We start from the raw sequence: 22,225 nt of genomic DNA on the forward strand, positions 1-22,225 counted from the left end.
AAGGCGGCCAAAGGGTTCCCCCTTTTGGCCGCCTGCGTCAATTCGAGTCGGTTCAAAAAAGAGTGACTATTGGCCGATCGCGAATCCTTCGTCGGGATTGGCGATCTCCGTGCCGTTGATAGTGACAAGGTAGCCTTCCGCATTGGACGGTTTTGAGACCGAAATGCGATATTTTGTGTCTGAAAGATCAAGTTCAGCCGTAAAGCCGTCCCATGCCGAGGGCAAGGCGGGCTTCACGTAAAGGTGACCATTGGCGACACGGATCCCCAGCAAACCTTCGATGGCGACACGGTACATCCAGCCCGCAGAGCCGGTGTACCAGCTCCAGCCGCCACGTCCGGCCAGTTGTCCTTCGCCGTAGATATCGGCAGCAACCACGTAGGGTTCGACCCGGTATTGGTCGCTCGCAGCCTTGTCCAGCGCGTGGTTGACGGGATTGAGCAGGTTGAAGCAACGCCACGCATCGTCACCACGACCCATTTCAGCCAGCGCCAGGACAACCCACGTCGCGGCATGGGTATACTGCCCGCCGTTTTCGCGAACGCCCGGCGGATAGGACCGGATGTAGCCGGGGTCGCGTGGCGACTTGGCGAATGCCGGTGTAAACAGCCGGATAATGCCCTTGTCGTCATCCACCAGCCGCTCAAGAACGGCATCCATGGCTTTTTCACCACGAGCCCGGTCGCCTTCGCCGGACAGGATGTTCCAGGATTGGGCAATCGAATCGATCTGGCATTCGAAGTTCTCGTTCGAACCGAGCGGTGTGCCGTCATCGAAATAGCCACGACGATAGTAACCGCCATCCCAGCCTGCCGTTTCCAACGCCTTCTTCAGTTCCGGCAGATGGGCCGACCAGCGTGCAACCCGCTCGCTGTCGCCACGGGCTTCGGCGTAAGGGATGAAGGATGTCAGCGTACCCGCCAGGAACCAGCCGAGCCACGTGCTTTCACCACGGCCGAGCATGCCGACGCGGTTCATGCCGTCGTTCCAGTCGCCACCGAGGATCAGCGGCAAGCCGTTTCCGCCCTTGCGACGGATAGCAAGGTCGAGGGCCAGCGCCGCATGTTCGTAGAGGCTGACCTTGTCCGAAGAAACCTCCGGCTTGTAGAAGGCATCGTGCATCCCCGATGTCAGGGAGGCGCCCTCTACGAAGGCAAGTTCTTCGTCGAGCAGTGCCCGGTCGCCGGTCACGGTGCAGTACTGGTTGATCGCGTAGGCGAGCCAGACCACGTCGTCCGAGATATGCGTCCGGACGCCGGCACCTGTTCCCGGCAGCCACCAATGCTGGACATCGCCTTCGTGGAACTGGCGCGAGGCGGCATTAAGGATCTGCTTACGGGCAAGCTCCGGCGAATGCGTCAGGAACGCCAGCGTATCCTGCAACTGGTCGCGGAAGCCGAAGGCGCCGCTCGCCTGATAGAAAGCGGTGCGTGCCATGATGCGGCAGCCGAGGCTCTGATAGGGGAGCCATGCATTGACCATGTTGTTCATCGCCTTGTCAGGCGTCGAGATCTGCAGCCGACCTGTGAAGCCGTTCCAGAAGGTCTTGCTGGCCTCGAGCAGGTCGTCGAAGCTCTCCGACCGGATTGCCGACACGAGAGTGCGAGCCTCTTCAGTGGACGCAGTATCGCCCATGTAGAAGCAGACATCCCGCTGTTCGCCAGCCTCCAGCGTCACGTCGATGGCCATCGCGGCGCACGGGTCGCCCTCGAGATCGAGTGAGCCGGATAGGACGGCACCAGAGACGACAGCCTGCGGCAGCTGGATCGAACCGGCCCGACCGATGAACTCACGGCGGCTGGAGGAGATGCTACCCACCGTTTCGCTGGCCGCCATGAAGGCAACATGACGCGAATAGTCGATGCTGTAGGGGTTGCTCGCAAACAACGCTCCGGTCTCGGAATCCTGCGACGACAGGATGAACGGCCCCGTCTTGCGCGGATTGTTGCCGAGAACCCATTCTGCATAATTGTAGAGACGCAGGCGGCGAACCGCCGTGCCCTCGTTGCGCAGCCGCAGGCGTGTCATCTTGACAGGACGCGTCCGGTCAACCGTCTGGGTGACTTCGAGCGAGATTTCGTCCTGCACGCTGGTGAAGACCGAATAGCCAAGGCCGTGACGGGCTTCGAATGCAGCGGATGGACGGCGCGACAGGGCCGCATAGGGCGTCATGACAGCACCGCTGACGAGATCGGCGACATAGAGCGCCTCGCCCGGACGGTTGATGACCATGTCGTTGGACCAGGAGGTCAGCTGGTAGTCGCGAGAGTTCGCGCTCCATGTGAAGGCAGCACCTTCGGCCGCGACATGGAAGCCGAAATTCTCGTTGGATATGACGTTGATCCACGGCTGCGGCGTCGACTGGCCACCGAACAGGCGCACGACATATTCGCGGCCGTCGCTGGAGAAGCCGCCATAGCCGTTCCAGAAGTCTAGATCGCCCTTGTCTACCATCGAAGCCGGCGCCGAAACTGGCTGCGTCGTCGTGGCAACCACGGTGGTACGCCGCATTTCGGGTTCACTTGTATGCGTCGATGTCGCAAGCGAAGGCGCACGGGTGATCTGGTCGACGATCGTCCCGTTGCGGGCATGGAAGACGACGCGCGATGCCGCCAGCACTGCCTGGTAGGTTTCAGGCTCCATCAGGTCCTTGCGCGCTGCAAAGATATGCGGGCGCAAGCCTTCGCCCTGGCTCGAATGGCGGACGGATTCGCAAAGCGCATCCAGATCGTGCTGCATGTCCTGCGCATAGGACGCAGCCCGCTCGTTCATGATCACCAGATCGGCGGTGATGCCGCGCGAACGCAGGTATTCCTGGGCACTCAGCGCTTCCTTGGCGATTTCGAGATCGATATCGTCATTGATGCGCAGCGTGAAGATCGGGTGATCGCCGGAGATCGCCAGCGGCCACAGCGCCGACTGCGGCTGCAGCCCTGCGTGGACCACGGCTGCTTCGGCCCTCAGGTGCATATCAGGATAAACCAGATAACGGGCCAGATGCTGGAATATCTTCGCATGTTGCGAAGTCACGCCGATCTGGCGCATCTGAACCTGTGTCCGGGTCCAGGCATGAACCATTTCCTGACCGAATGCATCGGGATTGCGGAAGCGCTCGACAGCCCTGTCGATATCTTCGCGGTTCGGGGCAGCGATCGTCCAGAAGATGACGCTGACCTTCTTGCCGGCCGGAACGCGGATGACACGGCGCAGCGAAAGGCAGGCGTCGAGCGTAAATCCATCGGTGCCGGAGAGGCTTATGCCAGGGTCGAAGGCGGCAGCCTCCCCAAGGCTGCGGCCGCGTCCGATGAAGCGACGGCGATCGGTTTCGAACTCGGTCGGTCGTTCGGAGCCAGCATTGTCGACGACCATGTGGGCCATCGTCATATCCGGTTCGTTAGGATCGCGCTTGTTACGCTCGACACGGATGACATCGCCAAGTTCACCGATTTCGGTCTTGACGAACATCCGGGCAAAGACCGGATGGGCTGCGTCGACATCCTCGTTAGCGATGACGGGCTCGAGATAGGACGTCACTTCGATGAAGCGATCTTCAGAGCCGGCATTGTGCAGAGTGACACGCCGACCTTCGGCATCGTGGTCGGTGGCGATGATGCACTCGACGTCGGAGGTCAGCTCCCCAACCGTCTTGCTGTACTCGGCCTTGTCGTCGCTGAAGATGACGCTGGCCTTCTCGCCCTCGATGCTGCGCGGCTCAGATGTCGCCGACCACCACTGGTGGGAGACCGTATCGCGCAGGAAGATGAAAGTGCCCCAGCGATCCTCCGTCGGATCGGGCTTCCAGCGAGAAACGGCAAGACCGTTCCAGCGCGAGTAGCCTGAACCTGTCGCGGTCAGCATGACGGAATAGTGGCCGTTCGACAGAAGGGCGATCTCGCGGTCCTGGCGCGCAGGATTGCTGATCTTGCGGACTTCCGCCTTCAGCAGGTCCTCCTGGATGTTGGCCGGAGCATCGGTCTCGTGCTTGGCGGCCATGACCGGGATATCGCGCGGTGCCTTTTCCTGAAGCAGCAGTTCGGCGGCCTCGATCACTGGATCGGCGTGGAACAGCTCGCGAAGCCTGCCGTTGAAGGCAACGTTGGCGACGGCTGCGATCGACATGCCATGATGGTGGGCATAATAATTGTAGACGATCGCGAACTTCTTGCCGTCCGGGACGCGGGTGGGCGTAAAATCGACGGCATCGTGGAAGCCGTACATGCCGAGAGCGCCGACCTTGCGCAGTCGGTTGAGGTTTTCGAGCGCTGCCTCCGGATCGTACATGGCGGCCAGCAACGAGGCATAGGGCGCGATGACGGCATTCTGTCCGAGACCACGCTTCAGGCCGAGCGAGGGCACGCCGAAGTTGGTGTACTGATAGTTCATCTGATGGTCGCGGGCGTTGAAAGCCGCTTCCGAGATACCCCACGGCACGCCGAGGCGACGGCCGTAGTTCATCTGCTCGATGACGATCAGGTTGTTCGTCTGGTTGAGAATACCCCCTTGGCGCTCCTGCATGACCAGCGGCGGCATCAGGTATTCGAACATCGAGCCCGACCACGACACCAGCGCACCACGCGAGCCGACCGGCACGACCTGACGGCCGAGACGATACCAGTGCTCCGTCGGCAGGTCGCCCTTGGCGATGGCAAAGAGGCTGGTAAGGCGGGCTTCCGAAGCCAGCAGATCGTAGCAGGCAGCATCGAGCTCACCGCTTTCGACACGGTAGCCAATCGACAGCAGGCGCCGTTCCGGGCGGAAAAGGAAGGCAAAATCCATCGAGAAGGCGATATCGCGGGTGCGATCGCGCAGGTCGATCAGCCGCTGGCGCAGTGCCTCGACATTGGAGAGGTCGAAGACGCTGTCGGCAATATGGGCTTCGCAGACCTGGATCAGCGATTCCGACCAGCGAATGACTTCGGCACTCTGCGGCGACTTGACCTCGTGATCGAGATTGGCCGCGAGCTTCTTGATGTCGCGCGCGAGCACGGCAAGGTTGATGACGCGGATCGAGGCAAACTCGTGCTCGCGCTTGACCGCAGCAAGAGCGTTCTGAAAACCGATGATGCGCTCTTCGAGACGGCGGCGCAGAGGACGCACGGTCTTGCGGTCGTCGGGAAGGTCCGCAAGGATTTCCTGGAGAACGCCGGAGACATCGCCGACGCCATCGAGATTGCCCTGCATATGCGCCGACGGTGCTTCTGCCCAAATACGGCATGCCGAGGAAACGGCGATCAGGTGTCCGGCAAGGTTACCGCTGTCCACGGCCGAGACATAGCGCGGCCCGAGCGTCTTCAACGTGTCCGTATGATACCAGTTGAGCAGGTGACCGCGGTATTTTTCCATCCGATCGACGGTGGCGATCGTCTGCTCGAGACGGGTGATTGTCTCCTCGAACGACAGCCAGCCGAAATGACGGGCTGACACGACCGACAGGAGATAGACGCCGATATTGGTCGGCGACGTCCGCGGGGCGACCACGGCGTGCGGCGTCTGCTGGACGTTGTCCGGCGGCAGGAAGTTCTGCTGCTCGACGACGAAGGCTTCGAAATAGCGCCATGTGCGGCGGGCAATCTTGCGCAACTCGGTCGACACATGCTCGGAGACATGCAGCTGGTCTTCGGTTTCCGCCGACTGGCTAACATAATAGGCAACTGCCGGCGACAGGACCCAGAGGACGACAAAGGGAATGCCGACCAGATAGGCGTTGCTGCCGCTGAGTGCGGCAAGCCCTAGGGCTAGCACCGCCAGAACCGGCGCCTGCCACATGACCTTGTAATGGCCAAGAATAGTCGTCTGGGCCGCGGCCTGGGCGCTTGCAGCCGTACGCCACTGCAGCATGAGCTTGCGGCTGACGAAGGTGCGGTAGATGGACCGGCCAATGGCGTCTGCCATGCCGCAGGCGGAATCCGCCAGGAACACGATACGCAACGCCACTTGGGCATTGGCATCGCGGATATCGGTCCAGACGGTATAGAGGTGAGCGCGGGCGACGATATCGCTGGTGCGAGGGATGATGCCGTTGATAAGGCCGAGCGTCGGGGCGACGAAGAGGCAGAAGATCAGCACGATCTGCCAGATCAGCGCCGAGAACGGCGCCATCAGATACCAGCCTAGCACGGACGCGAAGAACCACGCGATCGGCGTCAGCGAGCGGCGCAGGTTGTCGAACATCTTCCAGCGTCCGAGGCCGGTAATGCCGCGCGAGGGATTGAAGATGTACGGCAGCAGCTGCCAGTCGCCACGCGCCCAGCGGTGCTGACGCGAAACCTCGACCTCATAGCGGATCGGGAAGTCTTCGACGAGTTCGCAGTCGGTGACGAGAGCGCAGCGCGCCATCGAGCCTTCAAGCAGATCGTGGCTGAGAACGGAGTTCTCGTCGATCTTGCCGCGCAGGGCATTTTCGAAGGCGTCGACGTGATAGAGGCCCTTGCCCGTGAACGTGCCTTCGCCAGCCAGATCCTGGTAGACGTCGGAAACGGTGAAGACGTAGGGGTCGAGGCCGCGATTGATCGAAAAGACGCGCTGGAAGACGGACGCGTCCTTGCCCGTCGTCAGTGACGGCGTGACGCGCGGCTGCAGGACACCGTAGCCGCTGATGACGCGCTTGGTTTCCGGATCGACCACCGGCCGGTTGATCGGATGGTAGAGCTTGCCGACGAGCTTTGTCACGGTATCGCGCATCAGGCGCGTGTCGGAATCCAGCGTCATGACATACTGGATGTCCTTCGGGATGACATTGGCGCCAGGAAGGAATGTCGTGTCGCGGTCACCGCGCAGCAGCAGGTTCAACTCGTGCAGTTTGCCGCGCTTGCGCTCCCAGCCCATCCAGACGTCTTCGGCAGGATTGTAGAGGCGACGACGGTGCAGCAGGTAGAACCGAGTCTTGCCGTCGAAATTGTAGCGCTGTGACAGGTTGCCGATTTCGCGGCGCGCATAATCCAGTACTTCCAGATCGGCCGGCGTCTCCTCGACCTTGCTGTCCGGCCAGTCGCTGAGCAGCGCGAAGTAGATTTCGCCGCGCGGGTTGGCGAGATAGTGGACCTCGAGATTGCGCACCAGTTCGTCGACGCTGTCGCGATTGGAGATCAGCGTCGGGACGACGACCAGGGTGCGGGCGTCTTCGGGAATGCCCTCCTTGAATTCGTATCCGACAAGCCGAACTGGCGTCACGAAAAGGGTGATGAGGGTGTTGAAGAGCCCCGTGGCGCCTTCGGAGGCAGGCAGCGAGAACATCAGCAGCAGGACGATGGTCTCGGCCGCACCCATGCCGGCGCGCACCATGAAGGTGCCGACAATGGCCATGGCAAGAATGGTCAGCAGCACGACCGGGCCGGCGATCGCAAACCAGCGAAGTCTGCGGACTTGGCGGACAAAATGCTGCACCGGCAGTGGCTTGTAGTGGATAGCCTCTTCCAGCTTCATGCGCTGTGTGCCGACGAGGAAGCCGCCGACGTTCGGTTCGTGAGACTGGGGCTCGGCAGACGCCTTGGCCGCAGCCGTCATGTCGATGGCAATCTGGGCGATTTCGATTTCGGTCTTGTCAGACCGGCGCGCGAGCTTTTCGATCTGCTTGCGGTATTTGTTGCGCGACCCGGCATCGAGGGCGCCATAATCGGTCTCTGTCCAGAGCAGCTTGTCGACCTGGCTGACCTCCTCGACCCAGACAGACCATTCTGTGTCATCGATTTCGCGCAGGCTGCGGATGATATGCCCCATGGTGGCATTGCCGGCGGCAAGCCGCGTGTGCTCGGCCATCATGACTTCTTCGGAATCGGTACCGGCTGCCGCCATCCGCTGCTCGAGCCAGTCGATGGCGAGGCTCGATGTCTGCGATCCGTCGCGCAGGCGATAGAGGAACTGCGTCGCAAAGGTATTATCCTTCGTCAGCGGCTCCAGCGATTTCAGATATTCTGCGCATTTTGCAGGCTCGGCGAGCCGGATCAGTTCGTCAGCGGCCTCGTTCGCCTTGCCGCGCATGCGGCGGCTGTGCTCGACACGGATCGAGATGCGACGCAGATTGTCGACCAGCACGTAACGCACCAGCGACGGTAACGCCCAGAGCTCGCCGATCTTGAAGATCTCGTGCTCCTGGAAACCGTCGACGATGGCCATCAAGCCCTTGTAGGAGATCTGGCTGTGGGTATGAGCGACATAGAGCCAGGCCACGGCGAGCGCACGTGGCATGACCATGCCCTGAATGGTCATAGTCGGCAGCTGGCGATAGAATTTCTTCGGAAAATCCCGCCGAACTTCCTGGATTGCTTCTTCGACAATGTAGTGATTGTCCAAGAGCCATTCGGCCGCCGGCGTGATGGACTGGCCTGCCTCGACATCCGCTGCGGCCGCGCGATAGACGCGCAGGATTTCCGTTTCGTTTTCACGATGGCGGGCGAAGAATTCGAATGGCTTGAAATTCGGCAGCGTATCGGCGCCGTCACGTGCGAAGGCCTCCCCGCACTCCCTCAGCTGGTCGTTGGACAGGAAGCTTGCGCGTATCGAATCGTTGAGATCGACAAGCTTGGCTTCAGGAGCGCGCGGCGAAGGGGTCGGGGAAATTTCAGCTGACATGGGGCGGTCTGGATCCAAACGGAGTAAAGAGCATTCGCCGACAGAGCCATAAGCGCGATCACCATTCTGAGTTCAAATCCCGGAGCCCACCAGGCGCCAGGTATTTGCAAATGGCAACTTTACCGCTGCATGACCAAATTCGGCGGAGATTTTCACGGACCTCATGAGCCGACGGCATCGCGCCGTGGTTCACCCGCTCCATGAAACCTTGGAAGCACTCAATATAAATCAAGTGAGCGCGGCGGCAAGATTACATCAAGGCGATCAAATTCATCATACATTCCCCAAATTGCACCGCGAATCTCGCCGGCTGGAAGCCAGCGTGAGACGTGCCTACTCCCATAGGCCGGCAAAGATGAACTTAAACTGAACTGAGGCCAGAGATTGTGCATGACGGCAGCCGGGGCCTTATACACCGCTCCTCTCGGGATAGGAAATAATTGACAGAAAGCGGATCGGCAGGGTGATCAGAACCTCTGGACCGTGCGGCGCGTCGGCATCGAAGAACAGGCTGTCGCCCGGCAGCATCGTATAGAGCTTGTCGCCATGGCGGTACTTCACCTCACCCTCGAGCATGTAGATGAGTTCCAGGCCGTCGTGCTGGAAGGCCGGAAAGACATCTGAATCAGCGGTCAAGGTGATGAGGTACGGCTCGACCTGCAGGCCGCTGGCACTGTTGCCGATATGGCCGAGCAGGTTGTACTGGTGCCCGGCACGCGTGCCGCGCCGTTCGATCTCCAGCCCCTCCCCTGCCTTGACGAAAACCGCATTGCGCACCTCTTCAAACCGGCGGAAAAAGGCGGTGACGGGAACGCCCAATGCGGCGGCCAGCGACTGGAGTGTCGTCAGTGACGGCGAGGTGTTGCCGTTTTCGATCTTCGACAGCATGCCGAGCGAGATGCCGGTGGCGGAAGCCAGATCGGCGCCGGTAATGCCGAGGGTTTTGCGGAAAGCACGGACCTCGCGGCCGATGGCCACTTCGAGATTATTTTCCTTGGGGTCGCGCAGGGAATGCGGATCCTGCTTCAGGATCGGCTTGGCTGGGATTGTTTTACTCGACGTTACGGTCGCCTCGACGCTCTTGCGCGTCGCTTTGTTGTTTTCCATCCGAATATCCCATGCTGCTCGACATCCAAGCTTACTTGTTTCGGCAAATGCTTGCTATCGGGCATAGTCAGAATTTCTGAGTCGGCATGGACTTAACAACAAAACGGCGGCCGATGTGGCCGCCGTTTTCAATCGTATTGAATGTCGAAATCAAATCCGTCTTGCATAGACGACAGGACCGCAATCCGCGTGGAAAACGATCAGGTCCCGACGCCGCACACCATGGCAGCAACAAACGCGAACGCGGCAGCAAAAAGCACCACATGCAGGACTGTCTCCCACCGGCGCCGTTTGGAGATACCGGCCGTGACCGCAAGCCGGCGTCGCTCGGAAGACGGACCAAGCTCGTCTACAGACGCATTCGACAGGCCTATATTTGCCATATGCTGCCTCCGTTAGAAAGTTGCGCTCAAGCGCGAGCAGCTGTTATCGGGGATTGATCGTCGCATTGGGAGAGATGGATTTCCGCCCTCTGCCCCGGAGTGAAAAAATTAATCTTCACGAGGGTCAAAACAGAGAATTAGCAAAGAATGCGACGAGCCCAGAGCAGGGTCCGCTCAATGGCTCCGTCGACGACTGTCGGCGCCAACTGCTGGCGCTGTGTGACAGCGGTTTCCTCGTCAGCCACGGAAGCACCGGCTTCGATGCGCTTTGCCCGGACGGGCGGGTGAAGGTAACCAAGGGTCATGCCACCCATGAAAAACATACTGCACCTCCAGACCTTGGCGATCACGAAAGTTAACCGCCGTTAACGAGATCATGACAGAAATGCGGCAGCTGTCAATAGTCTATGGCGTTGGTCGTGTTTAAACCAATCGTTAACCATAACCTAAAAATATACACTTTAAAACAGAGACTTAAGCGCGGGCAAAACCCTTGCTGGCGACCATGAGATTGCGTGTGTACTCTTCCGAGACGCGGCCGGCAGCTAGATCGACCGAGGCAAGCCGCTCCACCACGGAGCCGTTCTGCATGACGGCAAGCCGGTCGCACATGTGGGTGACGACGCCGAGATCGTGGCTGACCATCACGAAGGTCAGATTGCGATCGCGCCGGATCTGCTCGAGAAGATTGAGCACCTCCGCCTGCACGGAAGCATCGAGTGCCGAGGTCGGCTCATCCAGCAGCAAAATCGACGGCTCGACGATCAGGGCCCTTGCAATCGCCACCCGCTGCCGTTGGCCGCCGGAAAGCTGGTGCGGATAGCGGAAGCGAAATCCGGCACCGAGACCGACTTCGTCCAGCGCCCGGGTAATGCGCCGTTCGCCATCGTCTATCCCGTGGATCAGCAGGGGCTCAAGCAGCAGCCGGTCGATCGTCTGGCGCGGATGTAGCGACCCGTATGGATCCTGAAACACCATCTGCACCTCGCGGTAGAAGCTCTTGCTGCGCTTTGCGCCCTTCAGCGTTTCGCCTTCGATGCGGATCGTGCCTTCGCTGACCGGTGCCAGACCCGCAACGGCGCGCAGAAGCGTCGATTTTCCGGAGCCGGATTCGCCCACCAGCCCGAAGGACTGGCCTTTGTCGACGGAGATGCTGACGGCGTTCAGCGCGTAGTAGCCGTCATAGATGACGCTGAGATTGTTGATCGACAGGGTGGTGTTCATAGGGCCCACTCCGGCTTGCGCTCGAGCACCGGCAACGGATGGCGATCCTCGCCGATGACGGGCATGCAGTTCAGCAGGCCACGCGTATACGGATGCTGGGCATTGCGCAGTTCGGACGCCGGCAATTCCTCGACGATCTTGCCGGCATACATGACGATGACGCGATCACAGAACGACGATACCAGCCGCAGGTCGTGCGATACGAAAATCAGCCCCATGCCGCGCTCGGATACCAGCTTGTCCATGATGCGAAGGACATCGAGTTGCACTGTGACGTCGAGCGCCGAGGTCGGTTCGTCGGCGATCAGCAATTCCGGGCCGGCAATCAGCATCATGGCGATCATCACCCGCTGCCCCATGCCGCCGGAGACCTCGTGCGGATGCAGGTCGAAGACCCGTTGCGGCTCCCGGATTTGCACTGCTTCCAGCATGGCGAGCGCCCGGTCGCGGGCCTCCGCCTTGCTGACGCGCTCATGCGTGCGCAAAGTCTCGCAAACCTGCTTGCCGATCGTCATGACGGGATCGAGCGAATATTTCGGGTCCTGCAACACCATGGCGATCCGCTTGCCGCGCAACGCACGCCGCTCCTTCGACGAGGCTTTCAACAAGTCTATACCGTTGAAATTCAAAGCATCGGCGGTGACGATCCCGTGCGACTGGGTGAGGCCCATGATGGCGCGGCCGGTCTGCGACTTGCCGGAGCCGCTTTCGCCGACAATGCCGAGCCGCTCGCGGCCGAGAGTGAAGGAAACACCGCGCACGGCCTCGATCACGCCGGTGCGCGTCGGATAGCTGACCTTCAGATTGTCGACTGTCAGCATGGTCATCGGCCACTCTCCTGCGGATCGAGGGCATCGCGCAAACCGTCGCCGAGCAGATTAAAGCCGAGACTGACGATCAAGATGGCAAAGCCCGGCATTGCCGCCACCCACCATTGGTCGAGGATGAAGCGGCGGCCGGACGCGATCATCGCGCCCCATTCAGGCAGCGGCGGCTGGGCGCCGAGACCGAGGAAGCCGAGGCCGGCTGCGGTGAGGATGATGCCAGCCATATCGAGCGTCACCCGGACGATCAGCGACGAGATGCAGAGCGGCATGACATGGCGAAAAATGATCCGCAGCGGCGAGGCGCCCATCAGCCGGACGGCTGAAATATAGTCGGAGCGCCGCACCGTCATCGTCTCGGCCCGGGCAATACGGGCATAGGGTGGCCAGGAGGTGATGGCGATGGCGATGATGGCGTTCTGGATACCGGGGCCGAGGGCCGCGACAAAGGCGAGCGCCAGCACGAGCTTCGGAAAGGCGAGGAAAATATCGGTGATGCGCATCAGCACCGCATCCAGCCAGCCGCCGACATAACCGGACACCGTGCCGATCAGCAGCCCTATCGGTGCCGAAATGATGGCGACAAGCACAATCACCAGCAATGTCAGACGCGAGCCGTGCATGATCCGCGAAAAAATATCGCGTCCCTGGTCGTCAGTGCCGAGCAGATAGCCCTGGGCACCGGGCGGCAGCAGCCGGGCATTGGCGAGATCGCCGATAACAGGCGACTTGGTGGCGATCACATCGGCAAAGACGGCAATGAACAACAGGCCAAGGATAATTATCAGGCCGAGCACCGCCAGATGGTTGGCGGAAAACTGCCGCCAGGTGATATAGGCGCGGCCAAGCCTCGCCTGCAGCCGCGATTGCGGCCGGTCGGAGAGCAGCCATTGGCGGCGGGTGAGTGGCGCTGTTGGTGAGGTTGGACCCGTCATTGGCGTCGTGTCCTTGGGTCTAGTGTTCGGTAGAGAATGTCGGACAGAAGATTGATACCGATGAACACCGTGCCGATGACGATGGTGCCGCCAAGCACGGCGTTCATGTCGGCGTTCTGCAGCGAGTTTGTGATGTAGAAGCCGATGCCCGGCCAGGAGAACACGGTTTCGGTCAGCACCGACCCCTCGAGCAGGCCGGCATAGGAGAGCGCGATGACTGTCACCAGCGGGACGGCCGCGTTGCGCAGCGCATGCGCCCAGATGACCCGGGTTTCGGAGAGGCCCTTGGCCCGCACTGCGACGATATATTCCTGGCCGAGCTCGTTCAGCATGAAGCTGCGCGTCATGCGGCTGATATAGGCCAGCGAGAAATAGCCGAGCAGGGATGCCGGCAGGATGATGTGGCGGAAGACATCAGCGAAGACGTCCCATTCGCCCTGCAAGGCGGAATCGAGCAGGAACAGGCCTGTGATCGGCGTGAACGTATATTCGTAGGTGATATCGATACGGCCGGGAAAGGCTACCCATTTCAGCTTAGCGTAGAAGATCACCAGCGAAATCAGCGCCATCCAGAAGATCGGCACGGAATAACCGATGAGCCCGATGACGCGCACCAGCTGGTCGATCAGGCTACCACGACGCACGGCGGCCAGCACGCCGAGCGGCACGCCGATCACCGAACCGATGATCGTCCCGAGCGTCGCCAATTCGAGCGTGGCCGGAAAGGCGCGACGGATATCGGTCATGACGGGGTTCGTCGTCAGCACCGAGGTGCCGAAATCGCCAGAAAGCACACCCTTCAGATAAATGTAGAACTGCTCGTAGAGCGGCAAATCGAGGCCAAGCTCACGCCGTACCCGCTCGATCACATGCGCCGGCGCCCGGTCGCCGAGGATAGCGAGAACCGGGTCGATCGGCACCACGCGGCCGATGAAGAAGGTGACGGCCAGAAGACCGAGATAGGTGGTGATGGCGATGCCGACGAAGCGTAGCACGGCCTTGACGATGGGCATGGTGCGGCCAGTCGCGGGCCGCACCTCCATCCTGCGTTCAACTGTACTCAAGCGACCGATCCTTCCGGACTACTCCTTCGATATCGGCCAGACGAAGTTGGTGTCGAAGCTCGGACCGAGCGCAAAGCCCTTCAGGTCCTTCTTGTAAGCGGCGACTTCAATCTGCTGGAAGAGGATCGCAAACGGGCTGTTGTGCAGGAATTTCTTCTGAACGTCCTGGTACATCGCAGCGCGCTTGGTGGCATCCGGCTCGAACAGGGCAGCCCGGGTGATCTTGTCGAGCTCGGGAGTAACGAACGTGTTGCGCCAGGCCAGCGTCTTGGTCTTGCCGTCGTCGGAATTGTCCGGATTGGTGGTGAAGGTTTCCGCGTTGGAATTCGGATCCCAGTAATCCATGCCCCAGTTGCCGATATAGATATCGTGGTTGCGGGCACGATATTTGGTCAGGGTCTGCTTGCCGTCGCCGGGAATGATCTCGAGCTTGATGCCGGCCTGTCCCAGCGTCTGCTGGATCGACTGGGCAACGCCGGTGATCGGCTCGATGTTGCGCACGTCCATGGTAACCGTGAAGCCATCCTTGAGGCCTGCCTTGGCCAGCAGTTCCTTGGCCTTGGCAACATCCAGCGTGAACGGCTTTTCCTCGAGCGCGCCGAGCACGCCCTTCGGCTCGAACGTCTGGCGGATTTCGCCAACACCCTTGATCAGGGTCTTGCCGATGGCATCATAGTCGATCAGGTAGCGGAAGGCTTCCTGGACTTCTGGCTTGGCAAGGTTCGGGTTCTTCTGGTTGAGGCTGATGTAATAGACCGTGCCCTTCGGAGCATTGGTCACGGATACCTTGCCTTCCTTGGTCAGTTGATCGAGATCGCCCGGCTCGAGGTTGCGGGCAACATCGATGTCGCCGTTCTCGAGTGCCAGCCGCTGGCCGGAGCTTTCCTTCATGAAGCGATAGATGACGCGGGCAAGCTTCGGCTTTTCACCGTAGTAATTATCGTTGCGTTCCAGCACGATCGCTTCGTTGGCGCGCCATTCACGCAGCTTGAAGGGGCCGGAGCCCGCATAGCCGGTCTTCAGCCACTCGTTGCCGAAATCATTGTCGTACTTGTAGTCGGCCGACGGGGTGACGGCCTTGACGTGGTCGAGCACGAGCTTCTTGTCGACGACATTGGCGACGGTAGACGTCAGGCAATTGAGAACGAAGGACGGCGCATAGGCCTTGTCGACAGTGAAGGTAAACGTGGTCGCGTCTACAGCCTTCGCCTTGGTAGCGACGTTATCGCCGGTCAGGCCGAACTGTGTGAGGATGAAGGCGGGGCTCTTATCGAGCTTAACTGCGCGCTCGAACGACCATGCGACGTCGTCGGCAGTGATCGGATTGCCTGAGGCGAATTTCAGGCCCGGTTTCAGCTTGAATGTGTAGGTCAGGTGGTCGTCGGACACTGTCCAGCTCTCGGCCAGGTCACCCTTGACCTTGGTGGTGTCGGCTGTGTCGAGCCGGACCAGAAGGCTATAGGTATTCCCGGTGATTTCGGCGGTCGAAAGCTCGTAAGCTTCGCCCGGGTCCATCGAGATGATATCGTCGAAAGCGAAGCCTTCGACCAGCGTATCCTTCGGTGTTGCCGCAAAGGAAGCGACCGGCGCCGATGCCATAACGAGTGAAAACGCAGCGCTTGCCGCAAGGAGGCGGAAGTTGCGGTGGATAGTGCTGATGGTCATTTTCTATTCCCCTGTTTTTTAAAGTCTTATTTCTGCGAAACCTCAGTGACCGCTCGTCTCCCCCCAGGCGGACGCCAGGACCCGAAGCCAGTTTTCCCGGCATAATTTCACCAGATCGTCCTCACCATAACCAACGTTCCGGAGCGCAGCAATCAGCTTCTGGTTGCCGGCGGCATCGCCTATCTCGTCGGGAATGGTTGCCCCATCGAAGTCCGAGCCGAGGCCGACACAGTCGATCCCCATGCGCTGCACGAGATGATCGATATGGCGCACCATATCCTCGAGCGGCGTATCCGCGTCGGAGCGTCCGTCGGCGCGCAGCATGGCAGTTGCGTAGTTCAATCCGACGATGCCGCGGCTTTCCTTGATGGCGTCGAGTTGACGGTCGGTGAGGTTGCGCGCTACCGGCGTCAGTGCGTGTGAATTGGAATGGCTGGCGACCAGCGGCTGGTCGGTGGTCTTTGCCACATCCCAGAAGCCCTTCTCGGTAATGTGCGCGAGATCGATCAAAATTCCGAGCTCGTTGCAGCGCCGGACCAGAGCGAAACCTGCCTGCGTCAGGCCGGGCCCGGTATCCGGCGACATGGGGAAGGCGAAAGGAACGCCGTGGGCAAAGACATTGTTGCGGCTCCAGACCGGACCGAGAGAGCGCAGGCCGGCGGCATGGAATGTTTCCAGCGCGACCAGATCCGCATCGATCGCCTCGCAGCCCTCCATGTGCAGCACCGCGGCAAAGACGCCTTTCGCCATGCACTCGCGGATATCGCTGATCGACCTGCAAAGCTTCCACGCGCCATCACGATCTAGGCGCAGCGCGATCGCAGCCATCTCATGGGCGATGTCCAGCGACGGAGAGCGCTCAAGCGGAGCTGCCATCGGCGTCACGTAATGACCGTTGCGGTCGGGTTCGGCAAAGACGAGATCGCCGGAGGGAATGTAGATGGCGCAAAGTCCACCGGCGAGGCCACCAGCTTTTGCGCGCGCTGCATCGATATGGCCGCTCGTCGTTCCGTCACGGAATTCGGCGACCGGATCGCTCCCCTTTTTCTGGTGCGACCATAGTCGCAGGAGAACATCGTTATGGCCGTCGAACACGAGTTGCATATGCTATCCTGGGCAGGCTGCCGATCCATCGGAAGTGGCCAGCATAAAAAGGCTGACAGGATTCGCCATCCCCCGGAGAAAATAAAAATAGCGGTGGCATCCTGCGTCGAACGCACCACCTAAGGGCGGCAATGACGGCGACCCATCGCCCGCTGCATTACAAGGGAGATTTCCATGGCGCTTTCGATGTACCGCATGAGCATTCCGGTGTTTCAGCGTGGCTTGGCCACACTCACGACCTATCTCGACAAAGCAGATTCCTACGCGACGGAAACGGGCAAGGATCCCGCGACATTGGTCGAGGCCCGCCTGGCACCCGACATGCTGCCGCTGTCAGGCCAGATCCAGCGCGCTTCCGACACGGCCAAGCTGACCGTGTCGCGCCTCTCCGGCATCGAGGCGCCACGCTTCGAAGACACCGAAACGACCATCGCCGAACTGCGCGCCCGCGTGGAAAAGACGACAGCATTCCTGTCCTCGGTTGCTGCCGACGCGCTCGAAGGCAGCGAGACCCGCGAGGTGACGATATCGCCCGGAGGAGTCGCCACGACGTTCCGGGGTGACGACTATCTCGCAAGCTTCGCGTTGCCGAATTTCTATTTCCACGTCGCCATGGCTCACGCCATCCTGCGAAACCAGGGCCTCATCATCGGCAAGAGGGACTATCTCGGCCCGCAAGGCTGACGTCCCGATCTCGCCGATTGCGGATCAGGGCCGGTATGTCACCGGCCCGTCTTCCGTCAACTCCGTATAAGCCAGCGTCTGGTCGAGATGCCGGGCCCGGACAGATAGAAGCCGCTCGGCATAGCGCAGCCGGGTAGCAAGGTAGGCAGGCTCTTCCGCCAGATTGTAGAGCTCAGCCGGATCGGCCTGCAGGTCGAACAGCAGCGGCGGCAGGCCGGCGAAATGGACATATTTGAAGGCCGCATCGCGGATGACCGACAGATTGCATTCGTTGGGCCGCAGACCGAAATGCTGCTCCGGCAGAGAGTGGCGAATATCGCGGAAATCAAACTCCCAGAATGCCGCATCCCTCCAGCCGGCGGGTGCCGCGCCGTTCAGGAACGGCACTAGCGTCTCGCCATCGAGGTGATTGTCCGCATCGAGGCCCAGCCTGTCGCAGAGCGTCGGAAAGATATCCACCGAGCTGGTGAACTGCTCGACGACGGTGCCGTTGCGGGTGGCTTTGGGATCGCGGACCACCAGCGGGATATGATAGCTGCCGTCGAAGAAGCCACCCTTGCCCAGCGTCCAGTGGTCTCCGGCCATTTCCGCATGGTCGGAGGTGAAAATGATGACAGTCTTGTCCCAGACGCCGGCATCCTTCAGCGCCTGACAAGCCTGTCCGATCTGCGCGTCAACCTCGGCAATCATGCCGTAATAGATGGCCCGGATGGCGCGAAAATCCTCTGACGACCAGTCGCTGAGCGGACCGTCGCCACCATGGATATAGTAGCCCTGATTGTTCTGCGGCATCGCATAGGCGAGATAGGGATGCAAAGCATGCTCGGCTGCGACCGTTTCCGCACGCGCAAACTCGGGGCCGTCCTCGGGCGCAAACATCGTGTTGTAGGGCGCAGGCACGGAAAACGGCGGATGTGGCCGCAGCAGCGACACATGCGCAAACCACGGCGCCTCCTGTTCGCCGAGCCAGCGCTCGAACTCGCCGATCAGAAAGGCCGTCTGGGTCTCGTCCTTGGAATAGGACGGCGCACCGTTCGTGATTTCGCCGGGGTTGGCGCCGACCGGAATGTGGATGTCGCGACTGGTCGCCTCCTCATGGCCGCGCGCCCTCAGCCAGGACAGCCACTGCTTTTCGTGCTCCGGCAGCAGTTGGCGGGCAGTAAAGCCTGGCAGGACGCCTTCATAGGTCGTCATATGCGGATCGGCACCTTGGAGGCTGCGCGGGTCGGGCGCCGTATCGGTATAGCCAAAGAGGGTCGGCTCGTAGCCGCCGCGCCGGGCGGCCAGCGCCAGGTTGTCGAAGCGTGCATCCAATGGCGACCCATTGCGGCAGACACGGGTGTTCATCTGGTAGAGACCGGTATAGAGCGTCGCCCTCGCCGGCGAACAGGGTGCGGTGCCGGCAAAGTGGCGCTTGAACAGAACGCCTTCCGCCGCGAGCGCATCGATATTCGGCGTCCGCACAGCAGGATGACCGACAGCAGAAAGACAATCGCCGCGCCATTGATCGGCGGTGATCAGCAGCACATTTGGCCGTTCCGAGATGTCCATGTCAGTGATGATTGGATTTTGCATGCCAGTTCCAAGCCGATTGAATGATCTGCGACAGGTCGTATTGCGGTGTCCAGCCGAGAACGGCTTTGGCATGATCGTTGTTTGCGACGAGCGTCGTAGAATCACCCTCGCGGCGGCCTGCATACTCTACCGGGAACGGCTTGCCGGTGACGTCCTCGATGGCCGACAGCAGTTCCTTGACCGTCGTTCCCGTTCCCGTACCAAGGTTGAGCGCCACGGAATCACCGCCATCGAGCAGGTACTGGACCGCTCGGACATGGGCATCGGCGAGATCGAGCACGTGGATATAGTCGCGCACGCAGGTGCCGTCGCGCGTCTCGTAATCGCTGCCGAACACCTTGAAGCCGGCCCGGCGACCGAGCGCCGCATCGATTGCCAGCGGAATTGCGTGAGTTTCCGGTTTGTGCCATTCGCCGACGCGGCCCTCGAAATCGGCACCGGCGGCATTGAAATAGCGCAGGATCACCGAGCGGAAGCCGGTATAGCGGTCATAGTCGGCGAGCGCCTGTTCGACGATGTATTTGGTCTGGCCGTAGGGATTGATCGGCACCTGCCGATGGGTCTCGTCGAGCGGCACGCTCTGCGGCAGGCCGTAGGTGGCGCAGGTTGAAGAGAAAACGAAAGCTTTTATGCCTGCCGCTTGCGCCGCAGAGAGAAGAGTGAGAGTGCCCACCACGTTGTTTTCATAAAACGCGACAGGATCCTTCACGGATTCGCCCACTTCGATCAGCGCTGCAAAATGCAGGATGGCTGCCGGCTTGTGCCGGGCGATCACCTCGTCGAGGCGGGCGCGGTCACGAATATCGCCTTCCTCGACCGGCCCCCATCTGACGAACTCGCGATGACCATTCGAGAAATTATCGTAGACGACGGGCACGAAACCCTTGTTTGCGAGATCGAGGCAAGTGTGCGAGCCGATATAGCCGGCACCCCCCACAACGAGAATTGTTTCCCCGGCCATGCAACGCTCTCCTCTATCTAAGCTGCGAAAGACTTAGACGAGTTGGGAGACAAGAAAAAGGCATCGGTGGTCGAAAATCAAAGTCTGACCGTCGCGCATCGCTGCGTGACGGATATGGGAGGAAAACCGATCTTACTTGTGCCCATCCCACTGCGATATGAGCGAAAGCGGCTCGACGCTCTTTCCGAGGAGCGCTATCCGAGCCGATTGCATGCAGAAGCGATAGACCTGCCAGTCCAGCCGGACACAGCAAAGCTGCCCATGCCGGCGACATGACCTCTCTCGATTTGAAAATACCGCGTGCTGACAAGGCGATGCTTTTAGGCCCGGCGGGATGCCTACTTGTTGCGCATCAGCCAAATCTTACCAGCCATGGTGATTTCATGGCAGTCCAGTTCGGGCGATTCTTCCTGGTTGCAGCGCTCGATGAGACCCATTTCGCGCAGTTCTTCCAGGGTGGTATTGGTGAGGAATTTAACCTTCTGCGGCCGCTCCTTGAAGCGGTCGGTCTTGGCATAGGTCACGACGGCGTTCAGGTGAGTCCACTTCTTCGGTGGCAGCGGAAAAAGCTTCCCGTCCTTGGCAAGCTTCAACCCTCTGATCTGAGTCGGTGTGAGCGTAATCATCGTGTGTCCTTGGATGCTAAAAGTTGTGCCTGACGGCCAAAAAGAGGGCTTGATCGACCCTCTTGTTTTTCTCTTGAAGCTCTCCCTAGCAGATCAATCGGCAAAAAGATAAGGATCTGTGCACGCCGACAGCGTTTCAGCGCGATCAAGGCTAACGCGACCCCGCAAAATGCGGGAAATGACGTAACTGTGACGCTTGTTGCGCGTGTCCTTGGGAGGAGCCAATGCCCGGCTATGCCACCGGCAATGGTTCACCCCATGTCAAAGTCCACAATGGCTCGCCGGCCGGCATATGCGTATAGGTAAAGCGCTCGGTCACATTAGTGCCAATCACATCGACGATCCATTCCGTCGGTGAGCGGCGACAAAGCGACTTCTGTTTTAACCAGGAACTGAATTGCTGTTTGCTCCCGCAGGCAGTTTCCGTTTGTCCGTTCGGCAGCTCAAAAGCCCAGTGTATCATCGCCATGCTCTAACTTTAAAAAAGTCGGATAGCAGGCAATACTTACGGCTGCCTGAAGGCAGACCGTCCAATAGCACAGACTTTTCGATTGGATTCCTGCAGTGCGCCAAGCGAAACCGGCAGGCCAGGCACAGAAAACGCGGCAACCCTTGGAGGCTGCCGCGTCTATGACACTACTCGGCTGCGTCGGCCGAATCGGCATTGAGCTGCCCGTATTTCTCGGCGCCGATCTTGGCGAAAAGTTCGAGTTGGGTTTCGAGGAAATCGATATGACCCTCCTCATCGGCAAGCAGCGTTTCGAAAAGCTTCATCGAAACATAGTCGCCGGCATCATGACAGATATCGCGCGAAATCTTGTAGGCGGCACGCGCGTCGTATTCGCCAGCGAGATCTGCCTCCAGCACTTCCTTGACGGTCTGGCCGATACGCAAGGGTGCGAGCGTCTGCAGGTTGGGATGGCCTTCGAGGAAAATGATGCGGGCGACGAGCTTGTCGGCATGCTGCATCTCTTCGATCGATTCGGCGCGCTCTTTCTTGGCAAGCTTGGTGTAGCCCCAGTCTTCGAGCAGCCGATAATGCACCCAGTACTGGTTTACGGCACCGAGCTCGAGGAACAATGCCTCGTTAAGCCGCTCGATGACTCTTATGTCGCCTTTCAATGTCCGCTCTCCTTTGGTCTTCGTGGAACTTTTTGAGACGGGACATGAAATCAACTATTTCGACATCCGTCGAGTGGCGACGGGCGTGATAGTCTTCGGTTGTCTGTATGATCAGGTCGACCACGCCGGGAAAACAGCCGCAGCAGCGTCCGCGCTTCGACATCGCATGATAGACCTTCGACGGCACGATCAGCTGCCAACAGTCTTCGTCGAGCAGCTCGTTGATGACTGCCCGGATATCGTGATCGGTGATGTAGTTACAGCTGCAGACCAGCATGGTTCTTCAGTCCGTCAAACATGACACTTGCTATCCTGTTTTTGATAAAGAAGAGACTGGATGTCAAGAAAGATTCTGATACCGGCTTCCACAAGGTGTCGTGAAT

16 protein-coding genes are annotated in these 22,225 nt (G+C 60.2%); 1 reads left to right on the top strand and 15 read right to left on the bottom strand.

Annotation, left to right across the window (positions count from 1 at the left end; translation table 11 throughout):
* Positions 1–66: 66 nt before the first annotated feature.
* The 10 genes from J5274_RS02975 to J5274_RS03020 form a co-directional block, all read right to left on the bottom strand.
* Complete coding sequence (locus J5274_RS02975; RefSeq protein WP_219274749.1) at positions 67–8,568, bottom strand: GH36-type glycosyl hydrolase domain-containing protein; 8,502 nt, start codon at positions 8,566–8,568, stop codon at positions 67–69.
* Between the two features lie 408 nt (positions 8,569–8,976).
* The gene (locus J5274_RS02980; RefSeq protein ID WP_224127867.1) at positions 8,977–9,675 is read right to left on the bottom strand and encodes an XRE family transcriptional regulator; all 699 of its coding nucleotides are present in this window, start codon (positions 9,673–9,675) and stop codon (positions 8,977–8,979) included.
* Between the two features lie 200 nt (positions 9,676–9,875).
* Positions 9,876–10,058: a hypothetical protein gene (locus tag J5274_RS02985; RefSeq protein ID WP_142824575.1), complete on the bottom strand. Its 183-nt coding sequence runs from the start codon at positions 10,056–10,058 to the stop codon at positions 9,876–9,878.
* Positions 10,059–10,195: 137 nt separating this feature from the next.
* Positions 10,196–10,381 (bottom strand): hypothetical protein, encoded by a 186-nt coding sequence (locus J5274_RS02990; RefSeq protein ID WP_142824574.1) that lies wholly within the window; start codon positions 10,379–10,381, stop codon positions 10,196–10,198.
* A gap of 151 nt (positions 10,382–10,532) precedes the next feature.
* Complete coding sequence (locus tag J5274_RS02995; RefSeq protein WP_142824573.1) at positions 10,533–11,282, bottom strand: ABC transporter ATP-binding protein; 750 nt, start codon at positions 11,280–11,282, stop codon at positions 10,533–10,535.
* Positions 11,279–12,109: an ABC transporter ATP-binding protein gene (locus tag J5274_RS03000; RefSeq protein WP_142824572.1), complete on the bottom strand. Its 831-nt coding sequence runs from the start codon at positions 12,107–12,109 to the stop codon at positions 11,279–11,281. The genes J5274_RS02995 and J5274_RS03000 overlap by 4 nt, the downstream gene beginning before the upstream one ends.
* Positions 12,106–13,041: an ABC transporter permease gene (locus tag J5274_RS03005; RefSeq protein WP_142824571.1), complete on the bottom strand. Its 936-nt coding sequence runs from the start codon at positions 13,039–13,041 to the stop codon at positions 12,106–12,108. Before J5274_RS03005 ends, J5274_RS03000 begins: the two co-directional genes overlap by 4 nt.
* Entirely contained in the window at positions 13,038–14,105 is a 1,068-nt protein-coding gene (locus tag J5274_RS03010) for an ABC transporter permease (protein ID WP_374113729.1), read from the bottom strand. Before J5274_RS03010 ends, J5274_RS03005 begins: the two co-directional genes overlap by 4 nt.
* Before the next feature lie 18 nt (positions 14,106–14,123).
* A complete protein-coding gene (locus J5274_RS03015) occupies positions 14,124–15,770 on the bottom strand; it encodes an ABC transporter substrate-binding protein (protein WP_142824570.1) in 1,647 nt (548 codons plus the stop codon).
* A 42-nt stretch (positions 15,771–15,812) separates the two neighbouring features.
* Positions 15,813–16,874 (bottom strand): dipeptidase, encoded by a 1,062-nt coding sequence (locus tag J5274_RS03020; RefSeq protein WP_142824569.1) that lies wholly within the window; start codon positions 16,872–16,874, stop codon positions 15,813–15,815.
* 174 nt (positions 16,875–17,048) lie between these two features.
* Here J5274_RS03020 and J5274_RS03025 point away from each other — a divergent pair, with 174 nt between their 5' ends.
* Positions 17,049–17,558 (top strand): DUF1993 family protein, encoded by a 510-nt coding sequence (locus tag J5274_RS03025; protein ID WP_142824568.1) that lies wholly within the window; start codon positions 17,049–17,051, stop codon positions 17,556–17,558.
* 24 nt (positions 17,559–17,582) lie between these two features.
* On the opposite strand, the gene J5274_RS03030 is transcribed toward J5274_RS03025, so the two are convergent.
* The 5 genes from J5274_RS03030 to J5274_RS29260 all read right to left on the bottom strand — a co-directional run bounded on the left by J5274_RS03030 (position 17,583) and on the right by J5274_RS29260 (position 22,119).
* Positions 17,583–19,133 (bottom strand): alkaline phosphatase family protein, encoded by a 1,551-nt coding sequence (locus J5274_RS03030; protein ID WP_142824567.1) that lies wholly within the window; start codon positions 19,131–19,133, stop codon positions 17,583–17,585.
* Positions 19,111–20,094, bottom strand: a complete 984-nt coding sequence (galE, locus tag J5274_RS03035) for a UDP-glucose 4-epimerase GalE (protein ID WP_142824566.1) — start codon at positions 20,092–20,094, stop codon at positions 19,111–19,113. The genes J5274_RS03030 and galE overlap by 23 nt, the downstream gene beginning before the upstream one ends.
* A gap of 338 nt (positions 20,095–20,432) precedes the next feature.
* Positions 20,433–20,720, bottom strand: a complete 288-nt coding sequence (locus tag J5274_RS03040) for a hypothetical protein (protein ID WP_111222061.1) — start codon at positions 20,718–20,720, stop codon at positions 20,433–20,435.
* 636 nt (positions 20,721–21,356) lie between these two features.
* Positions 21,357–21,842, bottom strand: coding sequence for a bacterioferritin (gene bfr, locus J5274_RS03045; RefSeq protein WP_111222062.1), 486 nt, complete (start codon positions 21,840–21,842; stop codon positions 21,357–21,359).
* Complete coding sequence (locus tag J5274_RS29260; RefSeq protein WP_111222063.1) at positions 21,808–22,119, bottom strand: (2Fe-2S)-binding protein; 312 nt, start codon at positions 22,117–22,119, stop codon at positions 21,808–21,810. The genes bfr and J5274_RS29260 overlap by 35 nt, the downstream gene beginning before the upstream one ends.
* Between the last annotated feature and the right edge of the window lie 106 nt (positions 22,120–22,225).

It is taken from the genome of Rhizobium sp. L51/94 (assembly GCF_019355555.1).
Lineage (GTDB): Bacteria > Pseudomonadota > Alphaproteobacteria > Rhizobiales > Rhizobiaceae > Rhizobium > Rhizobium rhododendri.